Below are 17292 nucleotides of genomic sequence, written 5' to 3' on the forward strand. Positions count from 1 at the left end.
AGGTCGGTTCGACACGCCAGGGCTGGGCAGGCGCTGACCGGTGCCGCGCGGCGACACGGCGCCCGACGCCTACGATGGAGGGGTGAACGCGCGCTCTTTCTGGGTCTATACCGTGCTGCGCATCCTGTTCTTCCTGGTTCCGTTCGGCATCCTGATGCTGCTGCCGATCGGCCGCGAGTTCTATTGGCTGTCGGCAATCTTCGCGGCACTCATCGGGCTGAGCCTGTCGGTGATCTTCCTGCGCCGCCCGCTCGACGAGGTGTCGGCATCGCTCGCCGAGCGCCGGGCGCGCCGCACCGACCCGACCGACGAGCAGATCGAAGATGCCGCGCTCGCAGACGCGCCGGGTGCCGATGAGGCACCCGCGCCGTCAGCCGGCGAAAGCCCAGAAGAGGAAAGCGCCGAAGGCGAGCGACGTCCCTGACGTCAGCGCGAGAGCGATGACGAGCTCGCGCGGCTGACGATAGGTCCACACGATGAGGATCGCCGGCAGCGCCAGCAACAAGGCCATGGCGGTCAACCACGCGATCGGGTAGAAGACCGCGAGGTACCCGGCGATGCCGAACGGGACCAGCACGAAAACCGTGAACAGCACCTGCGTCGCGCGGCGTCCGATCAGCACCGTCAGCGTGCGCTTGCCGGCGACGCGGTCCTGATCGATGTCGCGCAGGTTGTTCGCCAGGAGCACCGCGCACGCCAGCAGCCCCGCCCCGACCGCCCCGAACCAGGCCTCCTGCGGCAGCGCGAACACCTGCACCCAGGTCGTCCCGAGCGTTGCGACCAGGCCGAAGAAGACGAACACGAACAATTCGCCGAGACCCGCATAACCGTACGGACGCTTGCCGCCGGTATAGAACCACGCGGCAAGGATGCAGGCGGCACCGACGGCGAGGAACCACCACTGTTCGGTGCGAATCGTGATCGCCAGGCCCGCGAGACCGGCGATCGCAAAGAAGACGAGTGCGACGATCAGCACCGTCCGCGGCTTGGCTTTGCCTGCTCCGGTCAGTCGAGCCGGCCCCACCCGGTAGGCGTCGGTACCACGGACGCCGTCGCTGTAGTCGTTCGCGTAGTTGACGCCGATCTGCAGGCTCACCGAGACCACGAGGCACGCCAGCGCGATGACCCAGTGCAACGGGCGCTCGATCAGAACCGCTGCTCCTGTACCGATGAGGATTGGTGTGACAGCCAGCGGGAGGGTGCGCAGCCGCGCGGCGCCGATCCAGTCACGCAGGGTCGCGGGACGGGGGACCGTCACCGGCGAACGGTGGTCGCGGCGCGCGTGGTTCGCGGAGCCGGGGTGCGGCTTCGTGCGAGACCGCGAACGCTTCTTCTTGGAGGGTGCTGCCACGGGGAGCAATCCTAGAGCGTCGTGATCTGCGCGCGGAGCCTGATCCGGTCAGGCTTGCCCGAGGGCAAGAGAGGCATCCGTTCGACTCTGACGATGTCGCGGGGCCGCGCGGGGGCACCGATCTCGCGCTCCACGCGCCGACGGGCCTCGGCCAGCGCGTCATCCGCGGCAGCGCGATCCCCCTCGACGACGATCACTGACGCCTCGCCCCAGCGGGCATCCGCCACGGGAACCACCACCGCAGCCTGGAGTCCCGGGACCGTGCGAACGACGCGCTCCACGCGGTCGAGCGACACGTTGACGCCACCGCTGACGATGACGTTGTCGCGGCGCCCGGTCACCCGGAGCACGCCGTCGAACTCGCCGACGTCGCCCGTACGGTACCAGCGGGTGCCGTCGGCATCCGTCACGAAAGCCTGCGCGGTGCGCTCGTCATCGTCGAGGTAGCCGGCAGCGAGGACCGGGCCCGAGATCTGCACCTCGCCCTCCTCGACACGGACACTCACTCCGGCCAGCGGCACGCCGTCGTATACGCATCCGCCGCTGGTCTCACTCGAGCCGTAGGTGCGCACGATCCGGATGCCGAGAGCTGCCGCACGATCCGCCTCAGCTGCCGGCAACGCCTGTCCTCCGATAAGGATCGCCGCGAACCCCCGCAGGCAGTCCGCGACACCGGGGGCGTCGGTCGCCGCATCCAGAAGCCGGGTGAGCTGAGCCGGCACCAGAGACGTGTACCGGGGAGCCTGGATTCCCGCAGCAGCCTCGAGGAACTGCGCCGCGGTGAATGAGGGCGGGATCACGGCTGGCATCGTGCCCTCCAGGATGCCCCGGACAAGCACCTGGAGCCCCGCAACGTATGTCGGCTCGAGCGCGAGCACCCAGGACCCGGAGCCGATCCGTTCCGCGGTCACCTCGGCGCTGGCGCGCAGCGCGCTGATCGGAAGCACGACCGACTTCGGGTATCCGGACGAGCCCGACGTCTCGACGATCACTGCGGGCTCGGAACCTGTCCCCGGCGCCTCGGCGAGCGCGTCTCGCAGCGTGACCACCAGCTCGGCTGCGTCCCGATTGCTGGAGGAACTCAGCCGAATGGGCCGCCACGACCTTGGCCGCGGCGTGTCATCCTGCACTCGACTCGTCACAATCGGCGTCCGCGCGCGGGTTCAGTAGTGCCAGGGATACGGTGACCAGTCGGGGTCGCGCTTCTGCAGGAACGCGTCCTTGCCCTCGACGGCCTCGTCAGTGCCGTACGCGAGCCGCGTGGCCTCCCCCGCGAACACCTGCTGGCCCACGAGGCCGTCATCGACCGCGTTGAAGGCGAATTTCAGCATCCGGATCGCGGTCGGCGACTTCGTGAGGATCGTGCGGGCCATCGCGATCGCCTCCCGCTCGAGGTCGGCATGGTCAACGACACGGTTGACCGCACCCATCTCATACGCGCGCTGCGCCGAATACTCCTCGGCGAGGAAGAAGACCTCGCGCGCGAACTTCTGGCCGATCTGCCGTGCGAAGTACGCCGAGCCGTAGCCCGCGTCGAACGAGCCGACGTCGGCATCCGTCTGCTTGAATCTGCCATGCTCGCGACTGGCGATCGAGAGGTCGCACACGACGTGCAGGGAGTGCCCGCCGCCGGCAGCCCATCCCGGGATCACGGCGATGACGACCTTCGGCATGAATCGGATGAGCCGCTGCACCTCGAGGATGTGCAGGCGCCCCGCGCGGGCCGGGTCAGGCGCCGTCGCGTCGTCGGCGGCGTACGTGTAGCCGTCGCGACCACGAATGCGCTGGTCGCCACCCGAGCAGAAGGCCCAGCCGCCGTCCTTCGGGCTCGGACCGTTGCCCGTCAGCAGCACGACGCCGATCCGCGAATCCTGCCGAGCGATATCGAGCGCACGGTAGAGCTCGTCGACCGTGTGGGGGCGAAACGCATTGCGCACCTCGGGCCGGGCGAACGCGATTCGGGCGATCCTGCCATCCGGTGAGACGTGGGAGGTGATGTCGGTATACCCCTCGGCACCGGGGGCGAGAACCCAGGCATCCGGGTCGAACAGCTCGGAAACGCTCACGCGACCAGCCTACGCGGGCGGCCACGGATGCCGTCAGCCGCCGTTTGCTCGCCGGTCACTCCCCGTCCCGTCGACCCGCCGATTCCCCGGGTAGCCTGGAAGGGCGACCGCGAGGAGAGATACGGATGCAGATCAGGACATCGTCCGACTGGCGGGATGCCCTCCCGTTCGAGACCCCGGTCCTGGCCTCCGAGGCGATGCCCGGCGAGGCGAGCCGCTGCGCGCGATGCCCCGCTGACGAACCGCCGAAGGAGCGCACCGAGCTGTGGGCGGTCAAACACAGGCATCCGAACAACCACGCCGGATTCGTGCGGCTCTACTGCCTCCAGCATCGCCCCGCCGTCGCGCCACCGCCGGCCGTCTCGGCTCCGCCGGCCGCACGCGCCCGAAAGAGCACGACGCCGCGAGCACCCCGCTCCACCCGAGCGACACCGTCGGTGCCCGAGAGGGTTGCAGCCGTGTGCACGAACTGTTTCGTTGAGGTGCCACCGAGCGGCATCTGCGGCGTCTGCGGAGAGCCGGTCAGCTGACGGATCCGCCGATCACGCCGCGTTCTTGGCGTCCCGCCACGCGACCCACTGCTTGACGGCGTCGAAGTTCCAGTCGGGGCCGTCGAGTCCCAGCGTGAAGAGCCGCACCCCGGCGTCATAGAGCGCGTCGACCTCGGCGACGCCGCGCGCGCCGATCTCGTTCGAGACCGTGAGGTTCGACAGGTCGCGTTCTTCCTTCTCTGCCCACTGCTCGAGAATCTCGAGCTTGCTGGTGACGGCATCCGGCTTCACGAAGCTGTGCCAGATGTCGGCGTGGCGGGCAACCAGACGAAGGGTCTTCTGTTCGCCGGCACCGCCGATCATGACCGGGATCTTGCGGGTCGGCGCCGGGTTGAGCACCTGCCACCGCGCCTCGACCCGGCGGAGCCCCTCGGCGAGATCGTCGAGGCGTGAACCCGCGGTCCCAAACTCGTAGCCGTACTCCAGGTAATCCTTCTCGAACCACCCCGAGCCGGTGCCGAAGATGAACCGACCGGTAGCGCCGCCCTTGGCGCTGATGTGATCGACCGTCCGCGCCATATCGGCCTGCAGATCGGCGTTGCGGTAGCTGTTGCAGTTGACAAGCGCTCCGAACTCGATGCGCTCGGTCTGCTCAGCCCATGCGCCGAGCATCGTCCACGACTCGAAGTGCGCCCCATCCGGGTCACCGCTGAGCGGGTAGAAGTGATCCCAGTTGAAGGCAATGTCGACGCCGAAGTCCTCGAGCCAGAGGACTGCGTCGCGGATCTGGGGATAGGTCACGTGCTGGGGGCGCACCTGAACGCCGAGCCGGACCGGAGTGTCAAGAAGAACCATGCCTTCAGCCTACGGAGACGTAGGCGCTCGGGGCCCGCGCGGCGGGATGCCATGAGGCCGTGTGGCGGGCAGGATGAGATCATGGTCGCCGCTTCGCACCTGCCATCGATTCCGCCGCTGGATGAACTGCTCGAGAGCGCACACGTGGTCTCCCTCCCGCTGACGACACGATTCCGCGGCATCGAGCACCGCGAAGCGATGCTGCTGCGCGGTCCCGCCGGCTGGACCGAGTTCTCACCGTTTGTTGAGTACGAGGATGCCGAGGCCAGCGCCTGGCTTGCCGCAGCCATCGATTTCGGCTGGCACAGCACCCCGGTACCGCGACGAAGCGAGATCCGCGTGAACGCGACGGTTCCCGCGGTCGCACCGGATGCCGTAGCCGCGGTTCTCGCGCGGTTCGATGGATGCCGCACCGTGAAGGTCAAGGTGGCCGAGCCCGGCGGAACGCTCGCCGATGATGTGGCACGCGTGAGGGCGGCGCGCGAGACGATGGGGGCGCTTGGCCGCATCCGCGTCGACGCGAACGGTGCGTGGAATCTGGACGAGGCAGAATACGCCGTCCACGCGCTCGCCGAGTTCGACCTCGAGTATGTCGAGCAGCCCTGCGCAACCATCGATGAGCTGCGGGAGCTGCGGCGCCGCATCCGGTACATGGGAGTGCCCGTCGCCGCCGACGAGAGTGTGCGCAAGGCGGATGACCCGCTCGCTGTAGCGCGGGCGGGCGCCGCGGACCTGCTGGTGATCAAGGCGCAGCCGCTGGGCGGGGTGCACCGCGCACTCTCGATCGTCGCCGAGGCGGGGCTCCCGGTCGTCGTCTCGAGCGCGCTTGACACCTCGGTGGGGCTGGCGATGGGGGCAGCGCTGGCCGCCGCCCTCCCCGACCTCGACTACGACTGCGGCCTGGGCACCGCGTCGCTCCTGACAGCCGACGTCACGATGCAGCCGCTACGCCCGGAACAGGGGACGATCCCCGTCCGCCGGCCCGAGCTCGACGAGTCAGCGGTGACGGAACACGCCGCGCCCGCCGACCGCCGACAGTGGTGGGAGGATCGGCTCACCCGATGCCACGCGCAGCTGGCGGCATCCGGGGCCTGAGCAGATCGCTCTGTCTTCAGCGGCCAGTCACGGTGCGGTGTCGACGAGCGCGAGTGCCAGCTGTTGCGTCCGCAACTCCGCCCGGCGGCGGAGCCCCTCGTCGTCGATCCGCTCGATCGCTGCGGTGATGAGCGCATCCTCCCAGACCGTCAGGACGAGGCGAGCGATGTCACGGGCTGGCAGACGAAGCCGCAGATCGTAGGACGTAGCGAGTGATTCGATCATCCCCTCGACGCGGTCGATGAGGCTCGAGGCCCACGCGAGATACGCCCGCGCAGTCTCGTCATCACGCATCGCACGCAATCGGATCTCGCTCATCAGCACAACGTCCAAGAGACCTTCTACGGTGCCATCGAGCACGCTCTGAACGAGCTCATTCGGGGTCAGCGCGGCATCCTGGGCGCGCAAGCCATCCACCCGCTGGGAGACCGCTTCGAGCTTGCGATCGGTCACCGCACGCACCAGCTCGAAGAACAACTCCTCCTTCGTGGAGAAGTTGGAGTAGAACGCACCGCGCGTGAATCCGGCGCGTTCGCAGATCGCCTCGACCGAGGCTCCGTCCAGGCCGACTTCGGCGAACACTTCGTAGGCGGCGCGCATGAGGCGCGCTTTGGTGCGCTCACGGCCGCGCACGCCGTCGGGCGCGATCCCATCGATCGCCTGCAGAACATGCTGAGCGGCGGCGGTGCCGTCTGCGGACATCCCACTCTCCTCTCGCCGGCGTTCACATCGAGCCTTCAGCTTGCGGGTCTCGTCAATCGTCTACGATACACTTGCGTATCGGATACACCGGTGTATCGAGACTCCCCTTGACGAATCCCGGAGGCAGACCCGTGTCCACCGCTCTCTATGCCCTCGGACGGTGGGCGTATCGTCACCCGTGGCGGGTGTTGGCGTCTTGGCTCCTGGTGCTGATCCTCGCGGGCGGGGGAGCTGTGCTCTTCCAACAGGGAACCGACAACACCTTCTCGATCCCTGGAACGGAGTCGCAGGAGGGACTCGAGGAGCTCCAGCGAACCTTCCCGGAGGTCTCGGGAACCAGCGCGCAGTTCATCGTCGTCGCCCCGGAAGGCATGACCGTCGAGGACGCCCCCTTCCCCGATGACATTGCGCAGACGATCGATGACATCGAGAACATCGACGGAGTTCTCGCCGTCAGCGATCCGTATGACGAGTCGATCTCGGGCCTCATCTCGGATGACGGATCGGCAGCGCTGGTGCGCTTCCAGTTCGAGGGACAAGCCTCGTCGGTCTCAGCAGAGACGAAGGATCAGCTCTTCGAGATCACCGACGCCCTGCAGGCTGAACTTCCGGCAGGCAGCACCGTGGCGCTCGGCGGCGACCTCTTCTCTCAGTCGCTGCCGACACTCTCGATCGTCGAGCTGTTCGGCGTGATCCTGGCCCTGGTCGTGCTGATCGTCACCTTCCGATCCTTCGTCGTCGCCGGGCTCCCCCTCATCACTGCACTGCTCGGTGTCGGACTGTCGATGGCGCTCATCTTCATTTCCACCGCCTTCGCCACGATCTCGTCGACAACGCCGATGCTCGCCCTCATGCTGGGGCTTGCGGTCGGGATCGACTATGCCCTGTTCATCATTTCCCGCCAGCAGGATGCCGTCCGCGAAGGGGTGGACCCGGAAGAGGCTGCAGCCCGCGCCACCGGAACCGCGGGCTCCGCAGTCGTCTTCGCCGGCGCAACGGTGCTCATCGCCCTGATTGGCCTCTCGTTCGCGAACATCCCCTTCCTGACCACCATGGGAATCGCGGCATCCGTCGCCGTGGCGATAGCCGTTGCCATCGCCGTGACCCTCACTCCCGCCTTCCTCGGATTCGTCAAGGGCCGAGTTGCCGGATGGCCTCGGCGCGCACCGCGCGCCTCGCAGCGCCGACGCGGAACATCAGCCCGCGAGGATGCCGCGGCAGTTGCCACTGCCGAGGCAGCGTCAGCAGCGGATGCCGAACCCGCACCCACCATCACGCACGGAAAGAAGACGAATCCGTGGGTGAAGCTCGTGACCCGGCATCCGATCGTCACGACCGTCTCGGTGGTTGCGCTCCTCGGAGCGCTCGCGATACCGGCCGGCAGCCTCGCGCTCGCCCTTCCCAATGCCGGGATGCTGCCCGAAGACAACGAGGCGCGGCAGAGCTACGACCTTGTCGCCGAGCACTTCGGAGCCGGCGCCAACGGACCGCTCATCATGACCGGCACGATCGTCACCTCGACCGACCCGCTGACGCTCATGCAGGATCTCGGCGATGAGATCGCCACGATTCCCGGCGTGAAGGAGGTAGCGCTCGCGACCCCGAACCGCACCGCCGACACCGGGATCGTGCAGATCGTTCCCGAGACCGCACCGGATGACCCCGCCACGGCGGAACTCGTGCGAGAGCTCAGGGCACAGCACGATCGGCTCCTGGACGAATACGGCGTCGACCTGAAGGTCACGGGCTTCACCGCGGTCGCCATCGACATCTCCGACAGACTGGGCGGGGCGCTCCTGCCCTTCGGCGTCTTCGTCGTGGGTCTCTCGCTCGTGCTGCTCACGATCGTCTTCCGATCGATCTGGGTTCCCCTCAAGGCAGCAGCGGGGTACCTCCTCTCGGTAGCTGCCGCGTTCGGTATCGTCGCGCTCGTCTTCGAGTGGGGGGTGTTCGCCGACGCCCTTCACGTGTCCAAGACCGGTCCCGTCATCAGCTTCATGCCGATCATCCTCATGGGGGTCCTTTTCGGCCTCGCAATGGATTACGAGGTCTTCCTCGTGTCGCGGATGCGCGAGGACTACGTCCACCTGCGGCGCGCTCGCGGTGGGCGAGCCGACCGCGCGACGGCGATCAGCGCCGTCCGGTCAGGATTCACGGCATCAGCCCGCGTGGTCACAGCCGCCGCGGTCATCATGTTCGCGGTGTTCGCCGCGTTCGTCCCCGAAGGCGACATCAACATCAAACCCATCGCGCTGGGCCTTGCCGCGGGTATCGCGATCGACGCGTTCCTCGTGCGCATGACCCTGGTTCCCGCGGTCATGGCGCTCCTCGGCGAAAAGGCGTGGTGGATGCCGCGATGGATGCATCGGGTGCTCCCCCACTTCGACATCGAAGGCGAAGCAGTGGAGCGGGAGCTCTCGCTGCGGGATTGGCCCGAACCGAGGACGACGGCGGCTGTCGTTGCCGAGGACCTGGCCGTGCACGCCTTCGGTTCACGACACGGAACCGACACCGACCTTTTCACCGGGGTCGGCATCCGTGTCGAATACGGCGACACCGTCGTCGTCACCGGTGACCCCCGCGCTGCCCGGGCATTCCTGATGACGATCGCGGGAAGGCTCGCGCCGACGGACGGGCGACTGCGAGTTGCCGGGCACCTGCTCCCCGAGCGCGCCGCCTGGGTGCGCTCGCACGTGGGTGTCGCGCTCCTCGCCGACACTGACGAACCCCTCACCGAACTCACACAGGCCCTGCGCGGATCGGCGCGGATCATCGTGATCGACGGCCTCGACCGACTGGAGGGAGAAGCCGTCCGAGACCAGGCGGCAGCGCTCCTGCGCGATGCGGCGCTTGTTCGCCGCGAGCGCGCCGGCGACGCGGACTCTCCCCTCACGATCCTGGCTTCGGCCCAGCACGAGGGACCGGCCCTGGGCCTGATGGCTGACGCCCACCGGCCCGACCTGCGCTCGATCACCGTGTCAACTCGATCCGATATGACAGTTTCCGCATCCGCGGAGGAGCACTCATGAGCATTCCCCTCGAACGCGCCCGCACCCGGCGGCCGATCACCTGGTTGACGATCCTCGGCGTCATCCTGCTTCCTGCCCTCATCGGCGGCATCCTTGTCGTTGCGCTCTACAACCCGACCACGCGCCTGGATGCCATGAACGCGGCCATCGTGAACGACGACGAGCCCGTCACGATCAACGGACAGACCGTGCCGCTCGGGCGGCAGCTCACAGCGGGCCTGGTCGAAGGCTCCGACGACACCGACAGCAACCTCACGTGGACGATCTCCAACGCCGAGGATGCCGCGGCAGGCCTTGCCGACGGCACCTACGCCGCGGTCGTGACGATCCCCGAGAACTTCTCGGCCGCCGCGACATCCACTCAACCTGGCGAGACGCCCGAGAAGGCAACGATCGAGGTCACCACACCCCCCGACAGCCGCATCGTGGATGACGCCATCACCGCACAGATCACCTCGACAGCGGCATCCTTGACCGGCGAGCAGATCTCGACCGCCTACCTCGAGAACGTCTTCCTCGGTTTCACGACCCTCGGTGAGCAGCTCGGTGAGGCCGCGGATGGCGCCGATCAGCTGGCTTCCGGCATCGGGCAGTCGGCCGACGGATCCGCCGAACTCGCGAGCGGCATCGACCAACTCGCTTCCGGCGCGGGTGCGCTGAGCTCTGGGCTCGGGACCATCGCGAACTCGACGTCGCAGGCGGCTGGGGGCGCAGCGCAGCTGGCTGCCGCGCAGAACCAGATCGCCGACGGGCTGGATGCGGCGCCACTCCCTGCGGCCGCGAACACGATGTACGGCTACATGCAGTCGGCTGCCACAGGAACGGTCACTGTCGCGCAGGGCGCCAGCGCCCTCGCGCAAACACTCGGAACACTCGCCGCGACCTGTGACGGGTCGCCCTCCTACTGCCAGAGCGTTGCCACTGCTGCCGACGCGGCCGCGACGGTCGCGCAGAATGCTGGATCCGCGGCCACCGCGGCAGGAACCGCAGCCGGCTACGGCGGGCAGGTCGTTCCGGGCATCTCGACCCTGATCTCGCAGACGAGCGGCGGCCTTCGTCAGGTCGCCGCGCAGACGCAGAGTCTCTCCGACGGTCTTACACAGCTCGCCCAGGGAACAACGCAGTCGCAGTCCGGTGCGCAGAGCCTGCAGAGCGGCGCCTCCCAGGCCGCAACCGGCGCGACAAGCCTCACCGACGGCCTGACCCAACTCGCGAGCGGAACGACCGACCTCGCGGACGGGCTGCACACGGCTGTCGACCAGCTTCCGTCGTACACGGATGCCGAGGCCGCAAGCCTCGCGGAGGTCGTCGCCGATCCGGTGCAGGCCGAGGGCGTCGGATCCGACCTGTTCGGCGCCTCCGCGATTCCGCTGCTGACCGCGCTCGCGCTGTGGTTCGGCGCGCTCGGTACGTTCATCGCGCTGCGCGCGTTCCCCGCACGCACTCTCGCCTCCCGGTCGCCGTCGGCGCTTCTCGCCCTTCGCTCCTTGGCGCCGGCAGCAGCGATCGGGGGCATCCAAGGTCTGCTCGTGGCAGGGATCGTGCAGATCTCTGCGGGCTACGACTGGGGTGACTGGTCGATCTTCGCGGGTGTCAGCATCCTGGCCGGTGTCGCCTTCGCCGCCGTGAACCAGGCACTGGTTGCCGTATTCGGCGGCGCGGGTCGATGGATCGCGGCGCTTATCGGTGTGCTCGCGGTCGCGGCCGGAGTCGTGTCCACGGTGCCGGGGGTCCTCCTGGCGATCGACGGATTGATGCCGACCTCACCCGCGTATAACGCGATGCTCGGCGCGCTCACCGATTCCGGTGGTGTGGGTGCCGGGATCGCGGGCCTTGCGATCTGGGGAGGCCTCGGCCTGGTGGCGACCATCCTCGCGATAGCCAGGAAGCGAACGACATCAGCCCGCGCCATCCTCGCCTCACCGGTCGTGAGCTAGCTAACCCACCCGCCATCACCGTTCGGTCGCGCGTTGGTGCGGGTCTCACGTCCCGACACCCGCGTCACGGCGCGACCGAAAGATGACGAGCACCATGCGCAGCATCCGTGCGGCCTGTTCGGTCGCGCCGTAAGGCGGGTCTTGCCCGCGCATACCCACACGACGGCGCGACCGAAATCCCTTGCCCGCCCCTGAGGGCCGCGGAAGATCAGCTCAGTCGTGGCTTGGTGTGGGTCTCACGTCTCGGCACCCGGGTCAAGGCGCGACTGAGATGTCTGGCCAGCCCAGCACCGAGCCGGCGCCGACTCAGCCACGGATATCGCACCCACCCCCGGAGATCGGGAGAACCGAGCCTCAGCTCAGGCCGCTGTAGGCGTGCAGCCCCTTGAAGAACATGTTCACGATCGTGAAGTTGAAGATCACGGCAGTGAACCCGACGATCGACAGCCACGCCGATCGCGAACCGCGCCAACCGCGCGTCGCGCGGGCGTGGATGTAGCCGGCGTAGAGGACCCAGATCACGAAGGTCCACACTTCCTTCGTGTCAAAGCCCCAGTAGCGACCCCACGCGTCGTTCGCCCAGATCGATCCGGCGATCAGCGTGAACGTCCAGAACACGAAGCCCATGATCGCGAAGCGGTACGCGAGTGACTCGAGGGCCTCCGAGCCGGGAAGGGTCCGCAGGAACCCAGGGCCCGTGCGAACCGTCGCGCCGGTGCCGACCGCGGCGATCGCCCGCTGCTCGCGGCGCGCCTGCATCAGCTGTAGCACCGACAGACCGAAGGCGATGGCGAACAGCGCGGTTGCGAGCGACGCGACGAACACGTGGATGACGAGCCACACGCTCTTGAGGGGGTCAGCCAGGGGCACGACCTCGACGTAGAAGGTGAAGGGCAGCGATGCCCCACCGAGCATGAGCACAACCATGCCCGTGATGAGCGACCCGAGGAAGCGCAGGTCGTAGCGGAAGAGCACCCCGAGATAGACCGCGACGATGAGCACCGTGCCCGTCAGAGCGAACTCGTACATGTTCGACCACGGCACGTGGCCAGCGACGATCCCGCGGGTGATGACGCCGCCGACGTGGAAGAGAAACGCAAGCCACGTGAGGCTCGTCCCGATGCGCGCCCACAGCAGGCGGGTGCGACGGCCGGGCGCCGCGTTGAGGTTCTGCTCCGCTGCCAGCCCTTCGGCTCGCAACTCGTCCACGGCGGATGCAGCATCCGTTGTGGCATCCCCGGATGCCGCCCCTGCGCCGACCGAGACGAGCTCACGCTGCGCAGAGCGCTCGACGGCTACCGCGGAGCGACGGGAAAGATCGACGACGTAGGCGATGAACGCGAGCGCGTAAATCGAGATGGCGGTCCACACCAGGAGGAACGAGACCGACTCGAGGGACAACGCGGAATCGACGGGCATGGTGCCAGTTTACGTGGGCTGGCTGGCGCCGCGCCCCGCGAGGGAAGCGCCGTGTTCGCCGGCGAACCGCTCGACCGTGGCATCCAGCGTCGGGTCCTCGCCGCGCGCGAGTCCCGCGTACTCGAGCCGCACGGCAGAGCCCTGCACTGTCGCCTTCACCCACACCCGCCGGCGGGGTACGAACAGGGCAGCGAGCAGCCCCGCGACGGCGATCGAGGCAAACACCAGCACCCAGGTAGCCGCGACATCCCGGTGGATCGACAGTGAGACGAAGCGCTTGACCGGCTCTCCCGTGGGAGTGAGAGCCGAATCGTCTTCGAAGGTGATCGTGCCGCGGCCGCCCGGGATCTCGGCGGTCTCGCCCGGCAGCAACCGGATCGAGTCGACGCCGGTGTCCCCGCCCGTGAGCTGGGTCATGTCGGTCGTATCAAGCGCGTACACCGAGCGCGGGATGCCGCCATCGATACCCAGGTCTCCCTCGAACACGTTGAAGGTCAACTCCGGGTAGACCAGCGCCGGCCATCCCGAGGTCAAAGCACCGCTCTCGAGCTCCGCGACTGTCGGGTAGAAGAAACCGACGAGTCCGAGCTGCTCGGGCAGCCCATCGGGGACCTTGACGACACCGAGCGAGGTGAGGTTGCGGTCCTGTGGCAGGAAGGGAACGGATGCCGAGTACACAACCTCGCCGTCGGGACCTCGAACCGTGATGGTCGGCGCGTATCCGTTGCCCATGAGGAAGATCCGATCGCCGGCGACATCCAACGGATGATTCACCCGCACCTCACCGGCAGTCGGCTCCTCGCCCGCGCGTTGGGTGGTGAGGCGCGCGACGAAGTCTCCGGCCTGACCCGCCCCGCTCTCATCGGGCGCGACGTAACTGACGCTGAACTCGTCGAGGGTCATCGCGTAGGGGACGAGAGAGTTCTCGTCGACGAAGCGCCCCGGATTGAACGAGGAATAGTCCACGAGAGCGTTCGTGAAAGTGTCGCCCTGGATGATGACGGTCTGTCCGGTGTACGTGAATCCCCCGCCGACGCCCACGGCGATGAGCACACCCACGAGCGCCCCATGGAAGATGAGGTTCCCGGTCTCTTTCAGGTAGCCGCGCTCTGCCGAGACGCTGAAGCTCGGGGCGCCCCGGCGCGCGGTGTCGTAGCGCTCGGTTCGGTAGCCGCCGCGGCGCAGTTGCTGCTCGGCGAGGGCGACAGCATCGCCTGCGTAGGCTGCGGGATCGACATCCACCGTTTCCACCAGCGTTTCGCGGTGGGTCGAGAGCCGCTCAAGCCTGGCGGGAGTGCGCGGCGGTCTGGCACGCAGCGCCTTCCAGTGGTGTTGGGTGCGCGGGATGACGCAGCCGATGAGCGAGATGAACAGCAGGATGTAGATGGCCGAGAACCAGGCCGACGTATAGACATCGAACAGCTGGAGTCCGTCGAGGATCGGCGCGAGGTCCGGGTTGTCGGTGAAGTACTGACTCACGCCGTTGGGGTCGGCGCTGCGCTGAGGAACCAACGACCCGGGGATTGCCGCGATGGCCAAGAGCAAGAGCAGCAGCAGTGCCGTGCGCATGCTCGTCAGCTGGCGCCATCCCCACCGCGCCCATCCCGCGGGCCCGAGCGCCGGAGATGTCACGGCATCATCCGAAGACGGCCGACCGGCATCCGTGCTGTCTGCTGACGTATCGGCGTAGTCAGCTGGTCTGAGCGGATCGACTGTGACGTCGTCAGAGCGGGAGGGGGACACTGGCGAGCACCCCCTGGAGCGAGATCATGAGCGCCGTCCAGACGCCGGTGAGCATAAGGACCCCCAGCAGCACCAGAAGGATGCCGCCGGCGATGTTGATGACGCGAATGTGGCGCCGCAGGAAGGTGACGGCGCTGGTCGCCCAGCCGAGGCCGAGCGCGAGCAGGACGAACGGGATGCCGAGTCCGAGCGAGTAGGTGAGGCCGAGGATGGCCGCACGCCCGGGGTCGCCGAGATTCCACGACAACGAGGTGATCGCTGCGAGGGTGGGGCCGATACAGGGAGCCCACCCGAGACCGAGCGCCAGTCCCAGAAGCGGTGCCCCGATGAGGCCGATGTTGCCCCGGACCTGCGGCTTGACCGTGCGCTGCGCAAAGCCGAACAGGCCGATGAAAACAAGGCCGAGGAAGATGATCACGCCGCCGAGGATCCGGGTGATGAGATCTCCATAGCGGACGAAGAACTGGCCGAGCGCACCGCCGAGGATGGTGATCGCCAAGAACACGACGGTGAAGCCTGCAATGAACAGCGCCACGCCACCCAGCAGCCTGCCGCGGCTCGGAACCGGAACGCCGTCGGCGTTGCGGGCCGACGTCACCGAGCCACCGATGAACCCGAGGTAGCCGGGCACCAGAGGCAGCACGCACGGCGAGAGGAACGACAGGAGGCCGGCCGCCAACGCAATGGGGACCGCAACCCAGAGGGCTCCCCCTCCGACCAGCTCGCTGACGTTCATCCGTTCTCCGCGAGCGTTTCCTTCACGAGGGTCGTGAGGATCGACGAGCTCGAGAGTGCGCCGATCACGCGTGCAGCGACGCGGCCCTCTCGGTCGATGACGAGCGTTACCGGAGTTGCGTTCAGCGGGGTCGCGTCAGCGAAGGCGAGCTTGAGTTCCCGATCGCCGACCGAGATGAGGCTCGGGTAGCTGATGCCGTTGTCCTTCGCGAACGACCGTGCGGTCGGCGCCTCGTCGGAGGTGTTGAGGCCGAGGAACGCGACGTCGGCTCCACCGACCTCGGCATAGGCAGCCTCGAGTTCGGGTGCCTCGACCACGCACGGCGCGCACGCGGCGTACCAGAAGTTCACGACGAGCACCTGGCCGCGGTAGTCATCGCTCGTCACCGTCTCGCCGGTATCGGTGACGCCCGAAAAGTTCAGCGGCGCGGAGCGTTGATCCACAGGGATCGTGACAGCTTCCATTCCGTTCTGCGCAATGAAGCCCTTGTTGTCGCCCGCGCGGTACTGCTCGGCGAGCGGATCGGCTGTGCACCCGGCGAGCGCGCCGCCCAGCGCGAGGGCGCCAACCAGCGCGAGAGCCACGGATGCCGCCCCGCGGCGAGCACGGATCGTCATCTCAGACCGCCCCGACGTCAATGGCGTCGGAGGTTGCCGCCGGCTCGACATAGTCGACCTCGACCCATCCATCCCCGGAGCGTTCGAAGCTCGTCACGCTGGACAGCGCGCACCGGCGATGGCGCGGGTCGTGCTGGGTCGGAAGCCCGGCAACCGCCAGGTGCGTCACCCAGATCGGCAGCTGATGGGAGACCACGACGACGTCGCCGTCATCGGCCTCACCCCAGGCATCCGTCATCGCAGCATCCATCCGGGCGACGACCTGCGCGTACGGCTCGCCCCAGCTGGGCACCGCGGGGCGTGCGAGGTAGCGCCAGTTGAGCGGGTTCATCAGGGCACGCTTCATGCGCTTGCCCTCGAACACGTTGGTCGGCTCGATGACGCGTTCGTCGGTCGTCGCGCGCAGCCCGAACCGGTCGATGAAGGGTTGCGCCGATTCCTGGGCCCGCTGTAGGGGCGAGACGATGAGGGCTGACAGGGGGCGCTCGAGCCCACCGATCCAAGCAGCTGCCTGCTCGGCCATCTGGCGTCCGTCTTTGCTCAGCCGGTACCCGGGGAGACGTCCGTACAGGACCCGATTCGGGTTGAAGACCTCCCCATGACGCACGAGATGGACACGGTCAGCGGGCACTCCCCCAGTCTACGTGGGGGTTCGCTTTGCGGGGGCTGAGAGCGCTCGCCACTCAGTCGGCCGACGGCTCCGGGTCGCTGGAGCGGGAGGCCAGGAGGCCACGTATCCGAACGTAGAGGAACCAGGCGACGCCGATCAGCACCGCGGCGATGACGATGTACTGCAGGATGTCGGCATACCGCTCGATCACGGGCCAGGCCTCACCGAGGAAGAACCCGGCAAGAACGAAGATCGTGTTCCACAGGGCGCTACCGGCGAAGGTCAACAGGCCGAATTTCCACAGCGGCATACGGGTCACCCCCGCGGGAATCGAGATCAGGCTGCGGAAGATCGGCACCATGCGCCCGAAGAAGACTGCCTTCCCGCCGTGGCGCTGGAACCACGCGACGGTGCGGTCGATGTCATCTGGACGCAGCAGCGGAACCTTCGCCGCAACAGCGCGCAATCGATCCACACCGAGCCACGCGCCGATCCCGTAGAGCAGGAAGGCACCCACGACCGAACCGAGCGTCGTCCAGATCAGCGCCTCTGCCAGGGAGAACGAGCCGCGACTGGCCGACAGCCCGGCCATCGGCAGGATGACCTCGCTCGGCAGCGGCGGGAAGATGTTCTCGAGCGCG

General features: G+C 67.8%; 16 protein-coding genes. 5 read left to right on the forward strand and 11 right to left on the reverse strand.

The features are described 5' to 3' along the window. Positions 1-82 precede the first annotated feature (82 nt). Positions 83-424, forward strand: a complete 342-nt coding sequence (locus tag BGO47_RS08640) for a DUF4229 domain-containing protein (protein WP_292710720.1) — start codon at positions 83-85, stop codon at positions 422-424. On the opposite strand, the gene BGO47_RS08645 is transcribed toward BGO47_RS08640, so the two are convergent. The 3 genes from BGO47_RS08645 to BGO47_RS08655 all read right to left on the reverse strand — a co-directional run bounded on the left by BGO47_RS08645 (position 371) and on the right by BGO47_RS08655 (position 3417). Then, entirely contained in the window at positions 371-1258 is an 888-nt protein-coding gene (locus BGO47_RS08645; protein ID WP_292710953.1) for a 1,4-dihydroxy-2-naphthoate polyprenyltransferase, read from the reverse strand. The two genes, BGO47_RS08640 and BGO47_RS08645, sit on opposite strands and share 54 nt — an antisense overlap. Positions 1259-1362: 104 nt before the next feature. After that, entirely contained in the window at positions 1363-2400 is a 1038-nt protein-coding gene (locus BGO47_RS08650; protein ID WP_292710723.1) for an AMP-binding protein, read from the reverse strand. A 114-nt stretch (positions 2401-2514) separates the two neighbouring features. Then, positions 2515-3417 carry a 1,4-dihydroxy-2-naphthoyl-CoA synthase gene (locus tag BGO47_RS08655; RefSeq protein WP_292710726.1) on the reverse strand — a complete coding sequence of 301 codons (903 nt, stop codon included), beginning with the start codon at positions 3415-3417 and terminating at the stop codon, positions 2515-2517. Between the two features lie 125 nt (positions 3418-3542). On the opposite strand from BGO47_RS08655, the gene BGO47_RS08660 reads away from it, so the two are divergent. Next, positions 3543-3947 (forward strand): glucose-6-phosphate dehydrogenase, encoded by a 405-nt coding sequence (locus BGO47_RS08660; protein ID WP_292710729.1) that lies wholly within the window; start codon positions 3543-3545, stop codon positions 3945-3947. Between the two features lie 12 nt (positions 3948-3959). Here the strand turns inward: BGO47_RS08660 and BGO47_RS08665 are convergent, their stop codons facing one another. Further along, a complete protein-coding gene (locus BGO47_RS08665) occupies positions 3960-4763 on the reverse strand; it encodes an LLM class F420-dependent oxidoreductase (RefSeq protein ID WP_292710732.1) in 804 nt (267 codons plus the stop codon). Positions 4764-4844: 81 nt separating this feature from the next. On the opposite strand from BGO47_RS08665, the gene BGO47_RS08670 reads away from it, so the two are divergent. Beyond that, the gene (locus tag BGO47_RS08670; RefSeq protein ID WP_292710736.1) at positions 4845-5858 is read left to right on the forward strand and encodes an o-succinylbenzoate synthase; all 1014 of its coding nucleotides are present in this window, start codon (positions 4845-4847) and stop codon (positions 5856-5858) included. Between the two features lie 27 nt (positions 5859-5885). Here the strand turns inward: BGO47_RS08670 and BGO47_RS08675 are convergent, their stop codons facing one another. Further along, the gene (locus BGO47_RS08675) at positions 5886-6560 is read right to left on the reverse strand and encodes a TetR/AcrR family transcriptional regulator (RefSeq protein WP_292710739.1); all 675 of its coding nucleotides are present in this window, start codon (positions 6558-6560) and stop codon (positions 5886-5888) included. 131 nt (positions 6561-6691) lie between these two features. Here BGO47_RS08675 and BGO47_RS08680 point away from each other — a divergent pair, with 131 nt between their 5' ends. After that, entirely contained in the window at positions 6692-9589 is a 2898-nt protein-coding gene (locus tag BGO47_RS08680) for an MMPL family transporter (protein ID WP_292710742.1), read from the forward strand. Next, complete coding sequence (locus BGO47_RS08685; protein WP_292710745.1) at positions 9586-11526, forward strand: YhgE/Pip family protein; 1941 nt, start codon at positions 9586-9588, stop codon at positions 11524-11526. The genes BGO47_RS08680 and BGO47_RS08685 overlap by 4 nt, the downstream gene beginning before the upstream one ends. Positions 11527-11880: 354 nt before the next feature. Here BGO47_RS08685 and ccsB read toward each other — a convergent pair whose 3' ends face one another. From ccsB to BGO47_RS08715, 6 genes are all read right to left on the reverse strand, one after another. Then, positions 11881-12945 (reverse strand): c-type cytochrome biogenesis protein CcsB, encoded by a 1065-nt coding sequence (ccsB, locus tag BGO47_RS08690; protein ID WP_292710748.1) that lies wholly within the window; start codon positions 12943-12945, stop codon positions 11881-11883. 9 nt (positions 12946-12954) lie between these two features. Continuing rightward, positions 12955-14688, reverse strand: a complete 1734-nt coding sequence (locus BGO47_RS08695) for a cytochrome c biogenesis protein ResB (RefSeq protein WP_292710751.1) — start codon at positions 14686-14688, stop codon at positions 12955-12957. Continuing rightward, a complete protein-coding gene (locus BGO47_RS08700) occupies positions 14669-15424 on the reverse strand; it encodes a cytochrome c biogenesis protein CcdA (protein WP_292710753.1) in 756 nt (251 codons plus the stop codon). Before BGO47_RS08700 ends, BGO47_RS08695 begins: the two co-directional genes overlap by 20 nt. Then, entirely contained in the window at positions 15421-16041 is a 621-nt protein-coding gene (locus BGO47_RS08705) for a TlpA disulfide reductase family protein (RefSeq protein WP_292710756.1), read from the reverse strand. The genes BGO47_RS08700 and BGO47_RS08705 overlap by 4 nt, the downstream gene beginning before the upstream one ends. 1 nt (position 16042) lies before the next feature. Continuing rightward, complete coding sequence (locus BGO47_RS08710) at positions 16043-16672, reverse strand: histidine phosphatase family protein (RefSeq protein ID WP_292710759.1); 630 nt, start codon at positions 16670-16672, stop codon at positions 16043-16045. Between the two features lie 52 nt (positions 16673-16724). Further along, positions 16725-17292: DedA family protein (locus tag BGO47_RS08715; protein ID WP_292710762.1), on the reverse strand; the 568-nt coding region annotated here is incomplete at its 5' end.

Origin of the sequence: Microbacterium sp. 67-17 (assembly GCF_001898325.1) — a bacterium.
In the GTDB taxonomy this organism is placed as follows: Bacteria; Actinomycetota; Actinomycetes; order Actinomycetales; family Microbacteriaceae; genus Microbacterium; species Microbacterium schleiferi.

Coding starts and splice junctions, on each gene's coding strand:
- BGO47_RS08660 (WP_292710729.1), top strand. CDS start 3,543: ATGCAGATCAGGACATCGTCCGACTGGCGGGATGCCCTCCCGTTCGAG.
- BGO47_RS08665 (WP_292710732.1), bottom strand. CDS start 4,763: ATGGTTCTTCTTGACACTCCGGTCCGGCTCGGCGTTCAGGTGCGCCCC.
- BGO47_RS08670 (WP_292710736.1), top strand. CDS start 4,845: ATGGTCGCCGCTTCGCACCTGCCATCGATTCCGCCGCTGGATGAACTG.
- BGO47_RS08675 (WP_292710739.1), bottom strand. CDS start 6,560: ATGTCCGCAGACGGCACCGCCGCCGCTCAGCATGTTCTGCAGGCGATC.
- BGO47_RS08685 (WP_292710745.1), top strand. CDS start 9,586: ATGAGCATTCCCCTCGAACGCGCCCGCACCCGGCGGCCGATCACCTGG.
- ccsB (WP_292710748.1), bottom strand. CDS start 12,945: ATGCCCGTCGATTCCGCGTTGTCCCTCGAGTCGGTCTCGTTCCTCCTG.
- BGO47_RS08700 (WP_292710753.1), bottom strand. CDS start 15,424: ATGAACGTCAGCGAGCTGGTCGGAGGGGGAGCCCTCTGGGTTGCGGTC.
- BGO47_RS08705 (WP_292710756.1), bottom strand. CDS start 16,041: ATGACGATCCGTGCTCGCCGCGGGGCGGCATCCGTGGCTCTCGCGCTG.